Annotated in this window: 17 protein-coding genes, 1 tRNA gene and 1 pseudogene; 10 read left to right on the top strand and 9 right to left on the bottom strand. The window is 66.1% G+C overall.

Features of this window, described 5'->3' with window-relative positions:
* Positions 1–9 precede the first annotated feature (9 nt).
* Positions 10–861, top strand: a complete 852-nt coding sequence (gene fghA, locus NHH73_12980) for an S-formylglutathione hydrolase (protein ID USX29132.1) — start codon at positions 10–12, stop codon at positions 859–861.
* On the opposite strand, the gene NHH73_12975 is transcribed toward fghA, so the two are convergent.
* The 3 genes from NHH73_12975 to NHH73_12965 form a co-directional block, all read right to left on the bottom strand.
* The gene (locus NHH73_12975; GenBank protein USX29622.1) at positions 851–1,375 is read right to left on the bottom strand and encodes a DJ-1/PfpI family protein; all 525 of its coding nucleotides are present in this window, start codon (positions 1,373–1,375) and stop codon (positions 851–853) included. The two genes, fghA and NHH73_12975, sit on opposite strands and share 11 nt — an antisense overlap.
* Before the next feature lie 162 nt (positions 1,376–1,537).
* Complete coding sequence (locus NHH73_12970) at positions 1,538–2,509, bottom strand: chemotaxis protein (GenBank protein USX29131.1); 972 nt, start codon at positions 2,507–2,509, stop codon at positions 1,538–1,540.
* 245 nt (positions 2,510–2,754) lie between these two features.
* Positions 2,755–2,830 (bottom strand) — tRNA-Gly (locus NHH73_12965).
* 117 nt (positions 2,831–2,947) lie between these two features.
* Here NHH73_12965 and NHH73_12960 point away from each other — a divergent pair.
* From NHH73_12960 to NHH73_12940, 5 genes are all read left to right on the top strand, one after another.
* The gene (locus NHH73_12960; protein ID USX29130.1) at positions 2,948–4,582 is read left to right on the top strand and encodes a Na+/H+ antiporter; all 1,635 of its coding nucleotides are present in this window, start codon (positions 2,948–2,950) and stop codon (positions 4,580–4,582) included.
* Between the two features lie 8 nt (positions 4,583–4,590).
* Positions 4,591–5,661 carry a histidine kinase gene (locus NHH73_12955; GenBank protein ID USX29129.1) on the top strand — a complete coding sequence of 357 codons (1,071 nt, stop codon included), beginning with the start codon at positions 4,591–4,593 and terminating at the stop codon, positions 5,659–5,661.
* Positions 5,649–6,398, top strand: a complete 750-nt coding sequence (locus NHH73_12950) for a response regulator (protein ID USX29128.1) — start codon at positions 5,649–5,651, stop codon at positions 6,396–6,398. The genes NHH73_12955 and NHH73_12950 overlap by 13 nt, the downstream gene beginning before the upstream one ends.
* A 77-nt stretch (positions 6,399–6,475) precedes the next feature.
* The gene (locus NHH73_12945) at positions 6,476–6,976 is read left to right on the top strand and encodes a VOC family protein (GenBank protein ID USX29127.1); all 501 of its coding nucleotides are present in this window, start codon (positions 6,476–6,478) and stop codon (positions 6,974–6,976) included.
* A gap of 113 nt (positions 6,977–7,089) precedes the next feature.
* Positions 7,090–8,292, top strand: a complete 1,203-nt coding sequence (locus tag NHH73_12940) for an acyltransferase family protein (GenBank protein ID USX29126.1) — start codon at positions 7,090–7,092, stop codon at positions 8,290–8,292.
* Here NHH73_12940 and waaF read toward each other — a convergent pair.
* From waaF to NHH73_12910, 6 genes are all read right to left on the bottom strand, one after another.
* The gene (waaF, locus tag NHH73_12935; protein USX29125.1) at positions 8,174–9,439 is read right to left on the bottom strand and encodes a lipopolysaccharide heptosyltransferase II; all 1,266 of its coding nucleotides are present in this window, start codon (positions 9,437–9,439) and stop codon (positions 8,174–8,176) included. The two genes, NHH73_12940 and waaF, sit on opposite strands and share 119 nt — an antisense overlap.
* Positions 9,421–9,996 carry an HAD family hydrolase gene (locus NHH73_12930; GenBank protein ID USX29124.1) on the bottom strand — a complete coding sequence of 192 codons (576 nt, stop codon included), beginning with the start codon at positions 9,994–9,996 and terminating at the stop codon, positions 9,421–9,423. The genes waaF and NHH73_12930 overlap by 19 nt, the downstream gene beginning before the upstream one ends.
* Positions 9,987–10,730, bottom strand: a complete 744-nt coding sequence (locus tag NHH73_12925) for an SDR family oxidoreductase (GenBank protein USX29123.1) — start codon at positions 10,728–10,730, stop codon at positions 9,987–9,989. The genes NHH73_12930 and NHH73_12925 overlap by 10 nt, the downstream gene beginning before the upstream one ends.
* Positions 10,727–12,076, bottom strand: a complete 1,350-nt coding sequence (locus NHH73_12920) for a glycosyltransferase (GenBank protein ID USX29122.1) — start codon at positions 12,074–12,076, stop codon at positions 10,727–10,729. The genes NHH73_12925 and NHH73_12920 overlap by 4 nt, the downstream gene beginning before the upstream one ends.
* A gap of 15 nt (positions 12,077–12,091) precedes the next feature.
* Complete coding sequence (locus NHH73_12915; protein ID USX29121.1) at positions 12,092–13,045, bottom strand: glycosyltransferase family 4 protein; 954 nt, start codon at positions 13,043–13,045, stop codon at positions 12,092–12,094.
* A gap of 62 nt (positions 13,046–13,107) precedes the next feature.
* Positions 13,108–14,982 carry an ABC transporter ATP-binding protein/permease gene (locus tag NHH73_12910; protein ID USX29120.1) on the bottom strand — a complete coding sequence of 625 codons (1,875 nt, stop codon included), beginning with the start codon at positions 14,980–14,982 and terminating at the stop codon, positions 13,108–13,110.
* A gap of 218 nt (positions 14,983–15,200) precedes the next feature.
* Here NHH73_12910 and NHH73_12905 point away from each other — a divergent pair.
* The 4 genes and pseudogenes from NHH73_12905 (at position 15,201) to NHH73_12890 (ending at position 18,119) form a co-directional block, all read left to right on the top strand.
* Positions 15,201–15,371: pseudogene (locus NHH73_12905) on the top strand (DUF2795 domain-containing protein).
* 132 nt (positions 15,372–15,503) lie between these two features.
* The gene (locus tag NHH73_12900) at positions 15,504–16,175 is read left to right on the top strand and encodes a DUF4254 domain-containing protein (GenBank protein USX29119.1); all 672 of its coding nucleotides are present in this window, start codon (positions 15,504–15,506) and stop codon (positions 16,173–16,175) included.
* Positions 16,172–17,020: a glycosyltransferase family 2 protein gene (locus tag NHH73_12895; GenBank protein USX29118.1), complete on the top strand. Its 849-nt coding sequence runs from the start codon at positions 16,172–16,174 to the stop codon at positions 17,018–17,020. Before NHH73_12900 ends, NHH73_12895 begins: the two co-directional genes overlap by 4 nt.
* Positions 17,021–17,027: 7 nt before the next feature.
* Complete coding sequence (locus NHH73_12890) at positions 17,028–18,119, top strand: glycosyltransferase family 9 protein (protein ID USX29117.1); 1,092 nt, start codon at positions 17,028–17,030, stop codon at positions 18,117–18,119.
* The last annotated feature ends 25 nt before the right edge of the window (positions 18,120–18,144 follow it).

The raw sequence follows: 18,144 nt of genomic DNA, 5'->3' as shown, positions 1-18,144 counted from the left end.
GAAAAACACATGCTTGAACTAATCAGTGAACACGCCTGCTTCGGCGGCACCCAGCGTTTCTACCGCCACGACTCGCGCGAAATCGGCTTGCCGATGCGCTTTTCGGTCTTCATTCCAGAACGCCAGGAAGGCGATCAAACCCGCATGCCGGCGCTGTTCTACCTCGCGGGACTGACCTGCAACGAAGAGACCTTCATGACCAAGGCCGGCGCGCAGCGCGCGGCGGCGCAGGCGGGGCTGATCCTCATCGCGCCGGATACCAGCCCGCGCGGCGCCGGCGTCGCCGGTGAGGCGGACAGCTGGGATTTTGGCGTCGGCGCCGGCTTCTACCTGGACGCGACGCAAGAGCCGTGGGCGCGGCACTACCGGATGTACAGCTACATCCACGAGCTGCGCGAACTGGTGGTCAAAGAGCTGCCGGTCGACGGCACGCGCCTCGGCATCTTCGGCCATTCGATGGGTGGACATGGCGCGCTGACGATGGCGCTCAAACGGCCGGACGTCTTCCGCTCGGTGTCCGCGTTCGCGCCGATCGCGGCGCCATCGAAGTGCCCTTGGGGCCACAAGGCTTTCAGCGGCTACCTCGGCGACCATACCGCCGCATGGGCGCAGTACGACGCCAGTTTATTGATGGCCGGCCTGAAGACGCCCTTCCCGGCCGGCATCCTGATCGACCAGGGACTGGGCGATAAATTCCTGGCCGAGCAGCTGTATCCGGAGGCGTTCGAGGAAGCCTGCCGCAGCGCGGCGCAGCCGCTGGAACTGCGGCGGCACGCGCGGTACGACCATGGCTACTACTTCATCTCGACGTTCATGGAAGACCACATCCGCTTCCACGCCCGCAACCTCGCTACAGTTTGATTTCCGTTCCCAGCACGCGCAGGAACTGGCCGAGCCACGCGGGGTGCGCCGGCCACGCGGGGGCGGTGACGAAATTACCGTCGGTGACCGCCTGGTCGACCGCGATGTCGGCGTACTCGCCGCCGGCCAGTTTGACTTCCGGCGAGCAGGCCGGATAGCACGAGATCTTCTTGCCGCGTATGACCTCCGCCGCCGCCAGCAACTGCGCGCCGTGGCACACCGCCGCTATCGGCTTCGACGCGGCCGCAAACTCCTGGACGATGGCGATCACGCGCGGATTGAGGCGCAGGTATTCCGGCGCGCGGCCGCCGGCGATCATCAGCGCGTCGTAGTTGGCGACGTCGACGTCGTCGAAGCTGGCGTTGAGCGCGAACAGGTGGCCCGGCTTTTCGGTGTAGGTCTGGTCGCCTTCGAAATCGTGAATCGCGGTCTTGATGGTGTCGCCGGACTGCTTGCCGGGGCAAACCGCGTGCACCGTGTGCCCAACCATCTGCAGCGCCTGGAACGGCACCATGGTCTCGTAGTCTTCCGCAAAATCGCCAGTCAGAAACAGAATTTTCTTAGCTGCCACGGTATGTCCTTTCGAGAACGGGTTATAAAAAGCGTCGTAAAAACAAAGGGCCGCGACGTCACCGTCACGGCCCCTTCGATACTACCCTGATTTGTTGGCGGACGCTTAGGCTGCGGCGCCGGCGGCCTTGGCGATCACCGTGCGGATGGTACCCGCCAGATCCTCGGCCGAGAACTTGGCCACGTAGGCATCGGCGCCCACGCCCTTGACGTGATCTTCGTTGGTCTTGCCCGACAACGAGGAGTGGATCACCACCGGAATCTTGGAGAAGCGCGCGTCCTGCTTGATCAGGCGCGTGAGCGTGAAGCCGTCCATTTCCGGCATCTCCAGATCGGTCAGCACCATCGCCACGCGGTCGGTGATGGCCACGCCTTCGGCCTTGGCGCCGTCGGCGATGTGCTGCAGGCGCTCCCACGCCTCCTTGCCCGACTTGGTCATGATGAAGTGGACGCCCATCGCATCCAGCCCTTTTTCGATCAGGTTGCGCGCGACCACCGAGTCGTCGGCCGCCAGGATCACGGCGCCCGGTTTCAACAGCACTTTCGGGCCGATGGTTTCCGGGTCGACGTCCTTGCCTTCCGGCGGCACCAGCTCGCGCAAGATGGTTTCGACGTCGAGCACCTGCGCCAGGCGGGTGTTCTGCACGTCGCCGTCGACGCGCGCGATACTGGTGACTTTGCCGCCGGCCGTGCCTTCGGCGGTCAGCACCTGGCTCCAGTCCAGACGCACGATTTCATCGACCGATTCGACCGCGAACGCCTGCGTGGTGCGCGCGAATTCGGTGACCAACATAATATTCAGACCGGTTTTTGGGGTCACACCCACGATGCCCGGCAAATCGAGCACCGTAATGATTTGACCGCGCAGATTGACGACGCCCAGCATATGTGGCGGGGATCCGGCCACTGCGGTTACTTCCGGCATCGCGACGATCTCGCGGATTTTGAAGACATTAATACCAAACAACTCGGAGTGTTGGCCGTTGGCGTCGCCGCCCAAACGGAACAGCAGCAGTTCGAACTTGTTGGAATTTGTTAAATTACTGCGCTCATCCACTTCCTGCTGAACTGATTTCATAAATTGGTCTCCACTAGGGTCCGCTGATAGGAAATGGCCCACGGCGGGCTTGGCTTCCATTGCTGTCCAAGTATAGCGGGAGCAACACGCCCGCGTCACATTTTGGACCACAAGATATTGATTTAAAGCACGATTTACAACGGTTGGTGGTCGCCGGGAGGTAAAACATTGGCATAAAAAAAAGAAACCTCAAGGGTTTCTTTTTGGTAGCCGAACATGGGAGTGTGTTGCAGCTTGAAGAATTCTGGAGCGGGAGAAGAGTCTCGAACTCTCGACCTCAACCTTGGCAAGGTTGCGCTCTACCAACTGAGCTACTCCCGCGTGGAGAGGCCAGATTATGACAGAAAGATCCCCGCTTGACCAGTGCTCGCCGCCAACTTTTTACCGGACCGGCGATAGTGTAAGCTTGATAGCGATTTGCAATGGAAAAGGATGGGAATGGATTCAATCGAAGTGGTGTTGGCGATGTTGTTGGCGGTGGTGGCCAGCGCCTATATCAAGCGGCTGCTGCCGCCGGCGATACCGCTGCCATTGGTGCAGATCGCGCTCGGCGCGCTGATCGCCGCCAAGTCCTCGCACGGCGTGGATCTGGAACCGGAGCTGTTCTTCCTCGCCTTCCTGCCGCCGCTGCTGTTCCTCGACGGCTGGCGCATTCCCAAAAGCGGCCTGCTGCGCGACAAGGGCACCATCCTGGAACTGGCCCTGGGCCTGGTGATCTTCACCGTCGTCGGCGCCGGCTTCCTGATCCACTGGCTGATCCCGGCGATGCCGCTGCCGGTCGCCTTCGCGCTGGCGGCCATCATCTCGCCGACCGATCCCATCGCCGTCAGCTCGATCGCCTCCAACACGCCCATCCCCAAGCGCCTGATGCACATCCTGGAGGGCGAATCGCTGCTCAACGACGCCAGTGGCCTGGTGTGCTTCCGCTTTGCCGTCGCCGCCGCGATGACCGGCAGCTTCTCGGTCGGTACGGCCGCCATCACCTTTGTCTGGCTGGTGGTGGCCGGCATCGGCGCCGGCGTCGGCGTGACCCTGGCCGTGACATGGGCGCAGCGCTGGCTGTCGCGCCGTTTCGGCGAACCGGTCGGCTCGCCGATCCTGGTCAACCTGCTGCTGCCGTTCGGCGCCTATCTGGTGGCCGAGCGCCTGCATGGCTCGGGCATCCTGGCCGCCGTCGCCGCCGGCGTGACAATGAGCTACGTGGAGTTGAGCGGCCATGCGCTGGCCAATACCCGCATCCAGCGCTCCGCCGTGTGGGACACGGTGCAGTTCGCGCTCAACGGCGTGATGTTCGTGCTGCTCGGCGAGCAGCTGCCGGACATCTTCCGCGGCGCCAGCCTGTCGATCATGGAAAGCGGCCATCTGAACCCGTGGTGGCTGCTGGTCTACGCCTTCGCCATCACCGCCGGCCTGCTGGTGCTGCGCATGGCGTGGGTGTGGGCCTCGCTGCGGCTGACCATCTTCAAGCAGAAAATCCGCCACGAGGAGCGCCAGAAGATCAATCCGCGCCTGCTGCTGGCGACCACGCTGGCCGGCGCGCGCGGCACGATCACCCTGGCCGGCGTGCTGACCTTGCCGCTGGCGTTGCCCAGCGGCGCCCCCTTCCCGGCGCGCGCGCTGGTCATTTTCCTGGCCTGCTCGGTGATCCTGATTTCGCTGCTGACCGCCAGCATCGCCCTGCCCCGCCTGTTGGCCGGCATGACCTTCCCGGCCGAGCCGGAGGAGCAGCAGGAGGAAGACCTGGCGCGCCGCGAAGCGGCCAATGCGGCCATCAGGGCGATCGAGAAGACGCAGGTCTCGCTGATGGAGGCGGAAACCTGCATCGACCCGGAGGTCTACCCGCAGGCGGCGGCACGCGTGATCGCGTTCTACGAGCATCGGCTCAATGAGGTCGACCGGGATGACGACTCGGAGTGGCGCAAGACCGACCATGCCGAGAACGAGCTGCGGCTGGCGGCGCTGGCGGCCGAACGGCGCGCGGTCTTCGACCTGGCCCGCACCGACCGCATTTCCGATGCGATCTCGCGCAAGCTCGTACGCGAGATCGACTTGATGGAAACTCGCTACCGCTAAGACCCGCCATGCGACCCACACGCACACAAACCATCATCGCGGTCGCCTGGGTGCTGTTCTGGCTCCTGATGACCACCACCGCCGTGCAGGAATACCTGCGCGAGAATGATCACGGCGTGTGGAAGCCGATATTGTGGGAAACCTCGTCGGCCTTCACCGGCACGGTGCTGCTCATCCTCCAGCGCTACTTCACACGCCGCCATGACCACCTGATCTCATCCCCCCTGCGCTGGTTCTTCCGCCAGCTTGCGTGGCTGCCGGTCTACTGGGTGGCCTTCGTGCCGATCGCCTTCGGCATCCGGCACGTGGTCTACCGCTTGGCCGGCGAAACGTACACACACCACGCGTGGCCGCAGGTGTATCTGTACGAGGATGTGAAGATGACGGTGTTCTTCTTTATCTTCGCCACCATCACATTCGGCGTGCTGTCGTATCACGCCATGCTGAACGAAAAACTGCGGGTCGAGCGTGTCAACGCTTCGCTGCGCGAGGCCCAGCTGCTTCGCCTGACGCAGCAACTGCAGCCGCACTTCCTGTTCAATGCCCTCAACACCATCTCGTCGCTGATGCACAGCGACGTGGCGCGGGCCGACGCGATGCTGATCCAATTGGCCGACGTGCTGCGCGCCACGCTCGATGTGGGCGAGCAGCACGAGGTGCCGCTGGATGTGGAGCTGCGCCTGCTGCGCGGCTACGCCTCGCTGATGACCGAGCGTTTTGCGGACCGCGTGCACATCGCCTGGCACATCGACGACTCGCTGCTGGCCTGCCCGGTCCCGGTCATGAGCATGCAGCCGCTGTTGGAAAACATCTTCAAGCATACCGTCGAACGGCGCCGCCAGAACACCGCGATCAGCATCGCCGTCAGCCGCGAGCAGGATGTCATCGTGGTGCGGCTGGAGGACGACGCCGGCGTGCTGTCCGGGGCCGACGTGGCTATCGAACGCGGATCCGGCATCGGCGTGCGCAATCTGCGCGAACGCCTGGCGGGATTGTATGGCGAGCGCGCATCGTTCAACCTGATACAGCTCGCGCCGGCCGGCGTGCGGGCGGAAATGCGATTGCCATGCGTCTGCTGATCGTCGACGACGAACGTCCCGCGCGCGACAAGCTGCGCCGCATGCTGGCGCTGGAACCGGACATCGGCGCCATCGAAGAGGCGCGCGACGGCATCGAAGCGCTGGAGATGCTGCAGGCATTCGCCCCGGACGTGCTGCTGCTCGATATCCAGATGCCGGAGATCAGCGGACTCGATGTCGCCGCCTCGCTGCCATCGCCGGCCCCGCTGGTGGTCTTCGTCACCGCCTACGACGACTACGCGATCCGCGCCTTCGACGCCAACGCCATCGACTACCTGCTCAAACCCTATGACCAACAGCGCTTGCAGCGGGCGTTGCGAAGGGTGCGCGAGCGGCTGGGCGTCACGGTGCCGGCAACGCCGACGTTGGCGACAGCGCCCTCGCCGCAGCCGCTGCCGGCCATCACCCAGTTGCTGGTGCCGGAACGGGGCGGCACGCGCATCGTGAAGGTCGAACAAATCCAGTGGATCGAGACGGCCGATAACTACGTCGTCCTGCACACGGCCGACGGCGATCCGCTGATGCGGCAAACGCTGGCCGGACTGATTGAAAAACTCGGTCCGCGCTTCCTGCGCTGCCACCGCCGCGCGGCGGTGCGACTGGACTGGATCAGCAGCGTCCAAGCGCTGGACAAAGGCGACTGCGAACTGGTACTGCGCAGCGGCGCCCGCGTCCCCTGCTCGCGCCAATACCGCGCCGAACTGATGGAGCGCCTGCAAACGGGCGGCATCCGTTAGACCACCCAGCCGTGCGCCTGAACGGCCCTCATCCTGCTAGCCTTGAACGGCCACCATCAACGATCAGGAGCGCCGTCATGCACAGTCTTCAGAAGATCACCCCATGCCTCTGGTTCAACGACCAGGCCGAGGAAGCGGCGGAGTACTACACCAGCATCTTCCGCAACGCCAAACTGTGCGAAATCTCGCGCTACCCCGAGGTCGGCAAGGAACACCACGGCCACGAAGCGGGCGCCGTCATGACCGTGGCGGTGGAACTGGACGGCCAGCGCTTCACCTTGATGAACGGCGGCCCGCAGTTCCAGTTTTCCCCTGCGGTATCGTTCCAGATCAATTGCGAAAGCCAGGATGAGATCGACTACTTCTGGGACAGGCTCTCTGAAGGCGGCGCGACCGAGGCCCAGGCCTGCGGCTGGCTGGCGGACAAATTCGGCGTGTCGTGGCAAGTCGTGCCGACGATACTGACCTCCATGGTCATCGACCCGGACCCGGAAAAATGCAACCGCGTCATGACCGCGTTGCTGCAAATGAAAAAGCTCGATATCGCCGGCCTGAAGAAGGCCTACGCGGGTCCATAAACCAACGCCGGCCGGCTCGCCCCAACGGCATCCCGCTTCGCCCCATCGCGCTGGACGCGCACGGGGCGCAGTACCTAGACTGGCTCCATCGCACCCTACGACGAGAGCCAGCAATGCACAACCCCGACAACGACCGCCTGTACTTCCTCGACTGGATACGCATCTTCGCGTTTTTCCTGCTCATTCTTTACCACACCGGCATGTATTACGTAACGTGGGACTGGCATGTCAAAAGCCCCGACACCAGCCACGCCATCGAACCGCTGATGATCCTGTCGTCGCCATGGCGGCTGGGATTGCTGTTCATGATCTCGGGCGCCGCCAGCGCCTTCATGTTGAAAAAGCTCCGCGTTGGCACGCTGCTCAAGCAACGCAGCTGGCGCCTCCTGGTGCCATTGGTGTTTGGCATGCTGGTCATCGTGCCGCCGCAGGCATATTTCGAAGTCGTCGAGAAAGTGGCCTACAAAGGCGGTTACGGCGAATTCATGCATTTGTACATCACCAGCTACAAGGGATTTTGCCGTGGCGACGACTGCCTCGACATGCCGACCTGGAACCACCTGTGGTTTGTCGCCTACCTGTGGGTTTATACGATGCTCATCGGTGGCATCGCCTGGCTGGCCGGACCGCGCCTGCAAGCCTGTTCCAACGCGCTCGGGCGGCTGTTGACGGGCTGGAAGATCATTGTCCTGCCGGTGATCGGGTTGGCGATCGCCCGCTTCACGCTGGCCGATAGTTTCCCGACCACCCATGGACTGTTCGACGACTGGTATAACCATGCGCAATCTTTCTACCTGTTCTTGCTGGGCGCACTGCTGGCGACGCAGCGCGACTTCTGGGCGAACGTGGAGCAGTTGCGCTGGACCAGTTTGGGTTTATGGCTGGCAAGTTGGGCGGCGATCGTTTGCTACTACTCGATCCCGGAGGCGCAGGCGGCATCGCCGGCCGTCGCACAGTGGAAGCCGGTGATGCGCCTGGTTTATTGCCTGTGCCAGTGGGTGCCGATCGTGGCCGTTTGCGGATTCGGGCATCGGCACCTGTCGTTCGACAGCGCCAAGCGTCGGTATCTGACGGAGGCCGTGTTCCCGGTCTACATTCTGCACCAGACGTTGATCGTCACCATGGCGCATAGCTTCAAGCCGCTCAAACTGGCGCCGGTGACCGAGGGTTTGATCCTGGTCGTACTGACGTTCTGCATCAGCTTCGGGGTGTTCGAAGCGGTGCGGCGGGTTGGGGTGTTGCGGCCGTTGTTTGGCTTGGGTCGGCGGCCGGCCAAGGCGCAGCACGGTTACCAGGCGGAGGCGACGACGGTGTAAGAGCCAGCAGGCTGTCGATGGCGGAGACCACTCTCTCGGGCGCGACGCCAGCCAGACATCGGTGATGCCCTTGCGGACAAACGCTCTTGTAACAGTAGCGGCAGGGCACGTCGTGGAACAGCACCCGGCTTTCCACCTGCCACGGCGTGTGCTGCGGATTGGTCAATGCATACAAATCGACCACCGGCGTTCCGAGCGCGGCCGCGATGTGCGCCGGGCCGGTGTTATTGGAAACGAACACCGGCGCGAGCGCGATGAGCGCGCCCAACTTCCCCAAATCCAGCTCGCCCGCCAGCGAGTGCGCCGACGCGTCGGCCACCCGCGTCGAGGCCCGGGACACGCCGGACTCGCGGATAATCGCGGCGATCAGCTCCGCCTCTGCCGCCTCGCCGCTCAGCACCACCGGCAATCCTCGCTCCTGGTTCAAACGGCGCACCACGTCGGCCCAGTGCGCGGCCGGATAGCGGCGCGACGGCGCGCTGGCGCCGGGATGCATCAGCACCCATGGCCGCGCGGCGCCGGCCAGCACCGGACGCAGCCGCTCCCGCACCCACGCCAGGTCGGCCTCGCGCACGGCGAAGGACAAGCGCTGGTTGTCGGTGCGGCATCCAATATCTGCGACCAAGGACAACTGCCGCAGCACCTCATGCCGGATGCCCTGTTCCGGCTCGGGGTCGGCCACCCGGTCGGTCAGCAATTGATACGGATTCTCCCGGCAGTGCGCCAATCTGAGCGGAATACCGGCCTGAAAACACAGCAACGCCGCCGGCAGCGCGCTCTGACTGAACGAACTGAAGATGACCGCCCCATCGAAACCGGCCGCGCGCAAACGGCCCGCGAACTCCCGCGTGTCATCGACATCGGCCGGATGGCGGCCCTTGACCCACGGCGCCGAAAACGTCAGCACGGCGTGCAACTCGGGAATGAAGGGCGTGACGGCGGCCGCCGCGGGCGATGCCAGCAATGTCAGCTGACGTCCCGGCAGCGCCTGGGCCAGCGCGCGCATCGCGGGGGTGCACATGAGCACATCGCCCATGTTGTCGAGACGCACGCACAGGATGCGGGTGGCGCCGGCCCAGGCGCGCGCGCCACCCGCCCGCGCATCATGCCGCTCCATGGCGACGGCACTCATAGCGACGCCAGGCATGACATTCCCTGGGTCGCCTGTATCAGCTGCGCGGCCGCGTCCAGGTCGGAGGCGATCCACGTTGGCGTGCGCAAGGGCGAGCGCAGCCATAAGGTTTCGTTGCCGTTGTCGACCAGGATGGTGCGGCAGCCGGCGCGCGCGCCCGCTTCGACATCGTCGAGGATGTCGCCGATCATCCACGAGGCGGCCAGATCGACCTGGTGCTCGGCGGCGGCCGTCAACAGCATGCCGGGCAGCGGCTTACGGCAGGCGCAGCCGTCGTCAGGGGCGTGGGGACAGTAATAAAATCCTTCCAGACGCACCCCCTGCTCGCTTAGCAACTGCGCCAACCGTTGCCGCACCGGCTCCAGCGCGCCGGCGTCGAAGCGGCCCTGCGCCACACCGGGCTGGTTGCTGACCACCAGCAAACGGTAGCCCAGGCAGCTCAACCTGCGCAGACCCGCGACCGCGCCGGGCGCCAGCGTCATGCGCCCGGGATCGACGTTGTAAGGCACGTCGTCGATCAAGGTGCCGTCCTTGTCGAGAAAGACGGCCGCCCCGGCCGCGCTCACGGCCATGACGTCTCCCGCAGCGGCAGCACCGTCAATTCGGCCACCACCGATTCGGCGGGCAGCAGCAGCGCGGCCTTGACGGCGCGCGCCACGTTCATCGGGTCTTGCAGCGTTTCAGGATCGAGATCGGGAAAGCGGTCCAGCAGAAACGGCGTGCGCATGCCGCCGGCAATGACGGCCGTGACCTTGATGCCGTGCGGGCGCAATTCCGCATGCATCGCATGCGACAAGCCCAGCAAGCCCCACTTGCTGGCGTGGTAGGCCGACGCGTTGGGCCAGGCCCGTTTGGCGGCGGTCGAGGCAATGTTGATGATATGCCCGCCGCCGGCCCCGATCATGTGCCTCGCGGCGCTGCGCGACAGGAAAAATGGCCCGTTGAAATTGGTTCCGATGACGCGTAGCCAGTCCGCCGGCGCCAGCTCCGTCATCGGCAAGGTCAGATCCGTGCCGGCGTTGTTGATCAAGACGTCGAGCCGCCCCCAGGCACCGACGGTTTGCCCGACAATGCGCTCGGCCGCGTCCGCGTCGCCGACATCCAGCCCGGCGGAATCAGCGCGCAGGCCCTTCGCGCGCAAGGCCTGCGCCAGCGCACCGGCCTTCCCGCCATCGATATCGGCGACCGTGACGCAGGCGCGGGCGCCGGCCAGCAACCGGCACAGCGCCTCGCCCAGGCCGCTGCCACCGCCCGTCACCAGCACCACCCTGCCCTCCAGACTGCTATCGAGATCGCTATGCATCATGAGGCACCTCCCAAGGTAAATTCCCGCGTCGGCGCGCTGGCCGTTTCTTCCAGCCGCCCAACCTGGGCGAGCTGCTCGACCTTGTCGGCCTTGCCGGCGCCGCCGGCCTGGCGCACGTGTCTCGCGATCACGCCCTCGTAGACCGACAGGATGCGCTGGGCGACGCCGCGCCATGTGTAGTAACGATGCGCGCGCCGCCAGCCGGCCCGGCCGAGCTTGCGCGCGTGGTCCGGATCGGCATACAGCCGGTGCAGCCGCGCGGCCAGCTGAACCGGGTCGCGCGGCGCGATCAGATAGCCGGTGCGGCCGTCGACGACGGTGCTTTTGATCCCCCCCACCGCCGCGCCGATGACCGGCGTGGCGCAAGCCATCGCCTCCACCGGCGTGATGCCGAACGGCTCATACCAGGGCGTCGTAACGAACACGTCGGCCGCGCTGTACCAGTAGCGCAGCTCGGCCGGCGCCTTCGGCCCGGTGAAGGTGACTTGTTGCCCCAGGCCGAGCCGCCCGGTGAGCGCCATCAGCGCGCGCAGTTCGGCGGTTTCGTGCCCGCCGCCTGGCGCCGCCGCGCCGCCGACCACCAGCAGGCGGGCCCGCACGCCATGGCGCGCGGCCAGCTCGGCGACGCCTTCGATGACCGTGTCGATGCCCTTGCGCGGCACCATGCGGCCCAGCTGCAGCACGACGAACTCGTCCTCCGCCAGTCCCAGCCGGGCGCGCGCCCTCTCGCGCACCGGCCACAAGGTCAGCGGATCGAAGCCGCACGGCACGATGTCGATGTTGGCGCGCCGAGCGCCATACAGGCGCACCATGTCCTGCAAGTCTTGCCGGCATTCGGCGATGACGCGATCGGCGTCGCCCATCAGCACGCGCTCGATCGCCACCCGCTCGTCGGGAAAGCCGTCGGCGCCGCGCTGCGCCATGCGCCTGACCATGCCGAGCGCGTGGAACGTGACCACGTACGGGATGCCCAGCGCGCGCCGCAACTCGCGCGCCACCTGCCCGGACATGAAGAAATTGGCGTGCACAATGTCGTAGCGGGGCCGCTGGTCGCGCGCGAAACCGGACACGAAGCGCGCAAACTCGGCCATGTGCGGCAGCATCTCTTCCTTGCCGACAAAGCTGGCGGGGCCGGCCGGCACATGGATCACGCGCACATTGCGCTGCCAGTGCGTCAGCAGGGCCTGGCCCGGACTATCGCGCCGCGTGAAGATGTCGACCGCGCAGCCGAGGCGCGCCAACTGGCAGGCCAGGTGCGCGACATAGACGTTCTGGCCGCCGCAGTCGATGCTTCCCGGCGCGGCCAGCGGCGAGGCGTGATCACTGATGAGGGCTATTTTCAGCATGGCAAGGGCTCCTGATTAAAGTCCGGTCACGCGCGTGAGCGCACGGTTCCAGTCGGCGACAAAACGGTCGATATGAAAGCGTTCCAGCGCCACCGCGCGGCCGCGCGCGCCCAGTTCGCGCGCCAGTCCCGGCTCGCAAAGCAGCGCGCGCATGGCGTCGACCAGCCGCTCGGGCCGCGTATCGATGAAGCCGCTGCGGCCGTTTTCGATCACGGTCGGCAGCTCCGTCGTGGCCAGTCCGACCACCGGCAGGCCGACCATCATGGCTTCGATCACCGCCAGCCCGAGGCTGGTGTAGCGCGCCGGATGGAAAAACCAGCGGTAGTCGGCCATGAAATCCGGCAATTGCCGGTGCGCGACCTCGCCGAGGCCGTCGAGCTCGTCGGAACCCATGCCGACCAGGTCCAGCGGCACCTGGGCGCGCGTGGCGGCGAACAGGTCGGCGCCGAGCCGCCGTCCGCGCCGGGCCAAGTGGTTGACCACCACCAGCCCGCGCTCGCGGGCGCCGCGATAGGCGATGCCGGACGGCACGCTCACGCCGTGCTCGATGACCGTGCACGGTGTGCGCCCGCTGTCCCACATCAGCGCGTTGTAGGGCGTCACATGCACCAGCAGCAAGCCGGGGTCGTCGATCGGATGCACGGTATCGGTCGCATGCGGACGGGGCGTGTCGTGCTCGATGTAGATACGCGGCAGATGGCGTTGCTCGGGCGTCATCAGCTCGTACTGGTCGCGGAAATACTGCGGGTCGTCCTGGTAGATGATGCAATCGAAGCGCCGCCGGCGCACTTGCTCGGCGGGCAGATCGATGACATTGTCGCCCCAGGGCATATCGCCGCAGCGCCCGCCATAACCTGGCGGACGGCCCGGCCGCGACACGACGTGGAAGCGGTGCGGCGCCTGGCTCAGATAGTAGAGATAGCTGCCGTGCGTATGCCAGGTCAGGATGTCTAGGGCACGCATGGGCATCCCCCGGACATGACGCCGCCCATGACAAACGAGATTGCCGGTTCTTTCATTCCGCCTCCGGTTCAAAACACCACGTGACGTTGCGCCGTTTCCTGTTCCACCCGCTGCTGGAGCTGCCACAGCCGCGCGTAAAAACCCTGCTGCGCGAGCAACTCGGCGTGCGTGCCGCGCTCCTCGATGCGACCGTGCTCCAGCACGATGATTTCGTCGGCGCCGACGACCGTCGAGAGCCGGTGCGCGATGATCATAATGCTTCGATTTTTTGACAGGCGGTTAAGTTCCAGCTGAATTGCGTGTTCTGAAGCTGGATCAAGTGCGGACGTGGCTTCGTCGAAAATCAGCATCGGCGGGTTCTTCAGCACGATGCGGGCGATGGCCAGACGCTGGCGCTCGCCGCCGGACAGCATGACGCCGCGCTCGCCCACCAGCGTGTCGTACCCTTGCGGCAGCGCGGCGATGAAGTCGTGCAAATGGGCCGCGCGGGCGGCCTGCTTCACGTCCGCCAGGCTGGCGCCGACGCGGCCGTAGCCGATGTTATAGGCGATGGTGTCGTTGAACAGCACGGTCTCCTGCGGCACCACGCCGATCGCCTGGCGCAAGCTGGCGGGACTGACGGTGCGGATATCCTGGCCGTCGACCAGGATGCGGCCGGCCGTGGGATCGTAGAAACGCAGCAGCAAGCGCGCCAAGGTCGACTTGCCGGAGCCGCTGCTGCCGACCACCGCCAGCGTGCGGCCCGGTGCGATGCGCAGGCTGATATCGCCCAGCAGCGGCCGTTCCGGCTCGTAATGAAAGCCGACGCCCTCGAACACCACTTCGCCGCCCGCCGTCCGCAACGCCGGCAGCGCCGCCGATGCGTCCACTTCCGGCCGCTCGCCCAGCAGCGCGAACAGGCGCTCGACGTTGACCCTGGCGTCGCGCGTTTCGCGGTAGATGAAACCAAGCGCGTTCAGCGGCAGGCAAACCTGCAATACATAGGCGTTGACCAGCACCAGGTCGCCCACCGTCATGCGGCCGCGCCAGACGGCGTCCCCGGCCAGCAGCATCACGGCGGCGACGCCGGCCGCGATGATGGCGCTCTGCCCGACATGCAGGATGAACAGCGCGCGCTGGTTGTGGCCGACCGCCTCGCGCCAGTTCTGCATGATGGCCGCGAACTGGCGCGCCTCCAGCGCCTCGTTGCAGAAGTATTTGATGGTTTCATAGTTGATCAGGCTGTCGGCCAGGCGGCTTTTGGCGTGCGAGTCCAGCTTGTTGACGCGGCGCTGATGGGTGCTGCGGCGCCCTGTAAACAACAGCGTGTAAGCGCCGTAGGCGATAAAGGTCAGCGCGATGATGGCGGCGAACGAGCCGCTGTAGCGCGCCAGCATGACCGCCAGCACCATGCCGATTTCGATCAGGGTCGGCACCAGCGTGAACAGTCCGACACCCAACAGGAAGGCGATGGCGCTGGTGCCGCGATCGATGTCCGGCAGCAGGCCGCCGATCTGGCGCCGCGTGTGAAACCGCGCGCCGAGCGCATGCAGATGGGCGAAGGTCTTTTGCGCGTACAAGGCCACCATGCTCTGCGCCACACGCGAAAACAGCAGGTCGCGCAACTCGTTGAGCAGGGTGGCGGCGAAGCGCAGCAGCGCGTAGCCTGCCAGCAGGACCAGCGGCAGCGCGGCCAGTTGCACGGGACCGGAGAGCGCCTCGATGATGCGCTTGAGCAGCAAAGGCACGGCGACGGTCGCGAGCTTGGCAAGCACCAGCACCAGCAGCGCGGCGACGATGCGCCAGCGGTAGCCGATCAGCAGGCACCACATGTCGTAGGCGGCCTCGCCCGGTCGCGGCCGCCACCACGCGCTCCAGCGCACGCCGGCCGTTGCCGTTTCCCTGCCCACCGCTGTTTCCACTTGCCGCGCGCCGTCCCCTGCGCCGTCCTTGCGCTCGTTCATCTTTGCCGTCCCCCTGGCCCATACCCGGCACGCACGGTGCGCACGCGCTTCGGTTGGACCGGCATTGGCGGCAGAAGTGCCCGTCGTCGATCCCGCACAAGTTTGTAGCGCGTCTCCGGAACCCGACGGCCATCCGGCGGTCATATGTATCAGGCGCGGTGTCAACGGCAGCGTCGAGCGCAGCGTCCGGGAAGACGCAAGATTTCAAGGAGACCGAGATGGCCCATGCAAATCCGATCCAGATCCAAAAGTATTTGAAAGGCGTCGACTATCCCACGGACAAGCAGACGCTGATCGACACCGCAAAACAGCAGGGAGCGGACGAAAGCGTTTGCGCGTCGCTGGACCAGTTGCCCGATGAGCAGTTCCAGACGCCGGCCGACGTCAGCGCGGCGTTCAAGGGGCCGTCGCAGGACCACGCGGAGCGTGGCGACGCCGACCGCGACGATAACGACGATAGCGACGGCAACGGCGACGGCGACGGCATCGGCAGCCGCCGCCGCGACCACTGAGCGGCGACCATGCAAGGCCACTTGCCCTCGCCGCCGGACGCCCGCGCCATCGTCCACTTCCACGACGAAGCGTTGCTGCATCCGCAAGCCGGCGAACACGACACCATTCGCCGCGATGTGGCGGATACCGTCTGGCGCGCCATCCGCGTGAACCACCATCACAACCGCCTGCTGTGGCAGGAAGAGGATCGCGTGCGGCGCAAGGATGTGGGCGCCGAGATCATCGCGGCCAGCAAGCGCGCGATCGACCGCCACAACCAGTTGCGCAACGACGCCGTCGAAGCGATCGACGAGGCGCTGCTGGCGCGGCTGTCCGCACTGGCGACGCCGCCGCCCACCGGCGCCGGTCAGGCCGCCGCGCGGCTGAGCAGTGAAACGGCTGGCGCCATGATCGACAGGTTGTCCATACTCGCGCTGAAGATATTTCACATGCGCATACAGGCGCACCGTGCCGAGGCGGGTGCGGCGCACATGGCCGAGTGCGCCGCCCGGCTCGAGCGGCTCGCGGCGCAACGCGACGACCTGGCCGGCTGCCTCGACCGCCTGCTGGCCGAGGTGGCGTCGGGCGCCGCCTGCTTCAAGGTTTACCGCCAGTTCAAGATGTACAACGACCCCGCGCTCAACCCGTGGCTGTATGGAACGAGGGCAGCCCGTGCCTACAAACAAGGGGGCGGACCGTGAGCGGCCTGGTCGATGTCCTGCTACCCACTTGCAACCGCCCGCAAGCGCTGACGGCAACGCTGGTATCGCTGGCGGCACAGTCCACGCCGCATCTGCAGGTGGTCATCTCGGACCAATCGGACGGCGGCGGCTCGCTGGAGCAACCATCGGTACTGGCCGCGCTGCGCTTTCTGCTCGCGCAAGGGCACGAGGTCAGCGCGTCGCGCCACCTGCCACGGCGCGGCATGGCCGAACAGCGCGCCTTCCTGCTGTCCCGCGCCCGCGCGCCCTACAGCCTGTTTCTCGATGACGATGTGCTGCTCGACAGCGACCTGATCGAGCGGCTGCTAAGTACCATCACAGAACAGCGATGCGGCTTCGTCGGCAGCGCACTGCACGGCCTGAGCCACGTCGGCGACGTGCGCCCGGACGAGGAGGCCATTGAGTTTTGGCAATCGCCAGTGGCGCCGGAATCGATCGCCCCGGACGGGCCGGCATGGCGGCGGCATCACTTGCACAGCGCCGCCAACCTGTTCCACGTGCAATCAAGGTTGGGCATAACCCGCGCCAACAGCCAATGTTACCGGGTGGCGTGGATAGGCGGCTGCGTGCTGTACGACACGGCAAAGCTGCGCGCGGCCGGCGGTTTCGACTTTTGGCGCCAGCTGCCCGCCGAGCATTGCGGCGAGGACGCGCAAGCGCAGCTGCAAGTGATGGCGCGCTTCGGCGGTTGCGGCATCATCCCGTCCGGCGCCTATCACATGGAACTGCCGACCACCATCACGGAGCGCGCCTGCAACGCGCCGCATGTGCTGCGACACGCCGAGATGCTCCGTGGCGACGTCCCGCCGCCGCGACAAGGCTAAGTCCAGCATGTCGACGCCAAAAACGCAACCGGAACCGCCAGATTCGCTGCCGCCGGAGGTCCGGCACATCGTCGTATTGCGGCCGAACGCGCTGGGCGACTACGTCTTCGCGTTGCCGGCCTTACACGCGCTGCGTGACAGCTATCCCGCCGCGCGCATCACACTGTTGGGCAAGCCCTGGCATGCCGAGTTCCTGCACGGGCGGCCGGGACCTGTGGACGATGTCATCGCCATGCCGCCGTTGCCGGGCATCGGCGCGCCGCCCGACGGGCCGATACCCGAGTCCGCGCGCCAGCTGGTGGCGGCGCTACGCAGCATGCACATCGACCTGGCGCTGCAAATGTACGGCGGCGGCGCCTACTCGAACGGCTTCGTCGCCTCGCTTGGCGCGATGGTCAGCGCCGGCGCGACGACCCCGGGCGCTCCGACGCTCGACCGCAGCATCGCCTACAGCCGTCTGGCGAACCGCCGCATCGAGCTGCTGCAGATCGCGGCGCTGGCCGGCGCGCGCCCGTGCCTGGTGTCGCCGGAGCTGCAGGTCACCGCTTCCGACCGCGCCATGGCTCAGCGGATACTGCCCGGACATGCCGGCGCACGGCTGGTCGTCGTGCATCCCGGCGCCAGCGACCCGCGCCGCTGCTGGCCGCCGGCGGGATTTGCCGCAGTGGCCGATGCGCTGGCCGATGCGGGCGCACAAGTCGTCATCAGCGCCACCGATGCCGAGGCAGACACCGCCAGGGCTGTCCTGCAACACATGCGCCACCGCCCGATCGACCTGACCGGCAGGCTGCCGCTGTCGGGCCTGTGCGGACTGCTCGACCGGGCCGAGCTGATCGTCTCCAATGACACGGGGCCGCTGCATCTGGCGTTGGCGCTGGGCAAGCCGGCGGTTGGCGTGTTTTGGCTGACGAACATCATCGAGTCGTGCCCGTTGGCGCAGCATCTGTTGCGGCCGGCCATATCCACACGCGTGCACTGTCCCGAGTGCGGCCAGGAGAATCTGCGTACACGCTGCACCCATGACGTCAGCTTCGTCGCCGATGTGGGGCACGACGACGTGATCGCGCTGGCGTTGGAATTGTTCCGGGACGTCGAATGACTATCGGCCTAACCCACCACCCAAC

Source organism: Oxalobacteraceae bacterium OTU3CINTB1 (assembly GCA_024123955.1).
GTDB lineage: Bacteria > Pseudomonadota > Gammaproteobacteria > Burkholderiales > Burkholderiaceae_D > Rugamonas.
Note: the sequence above shows the minus strand (reverse complement) of the source record. Positions and strands in the feature narration are given on the sequence as shown.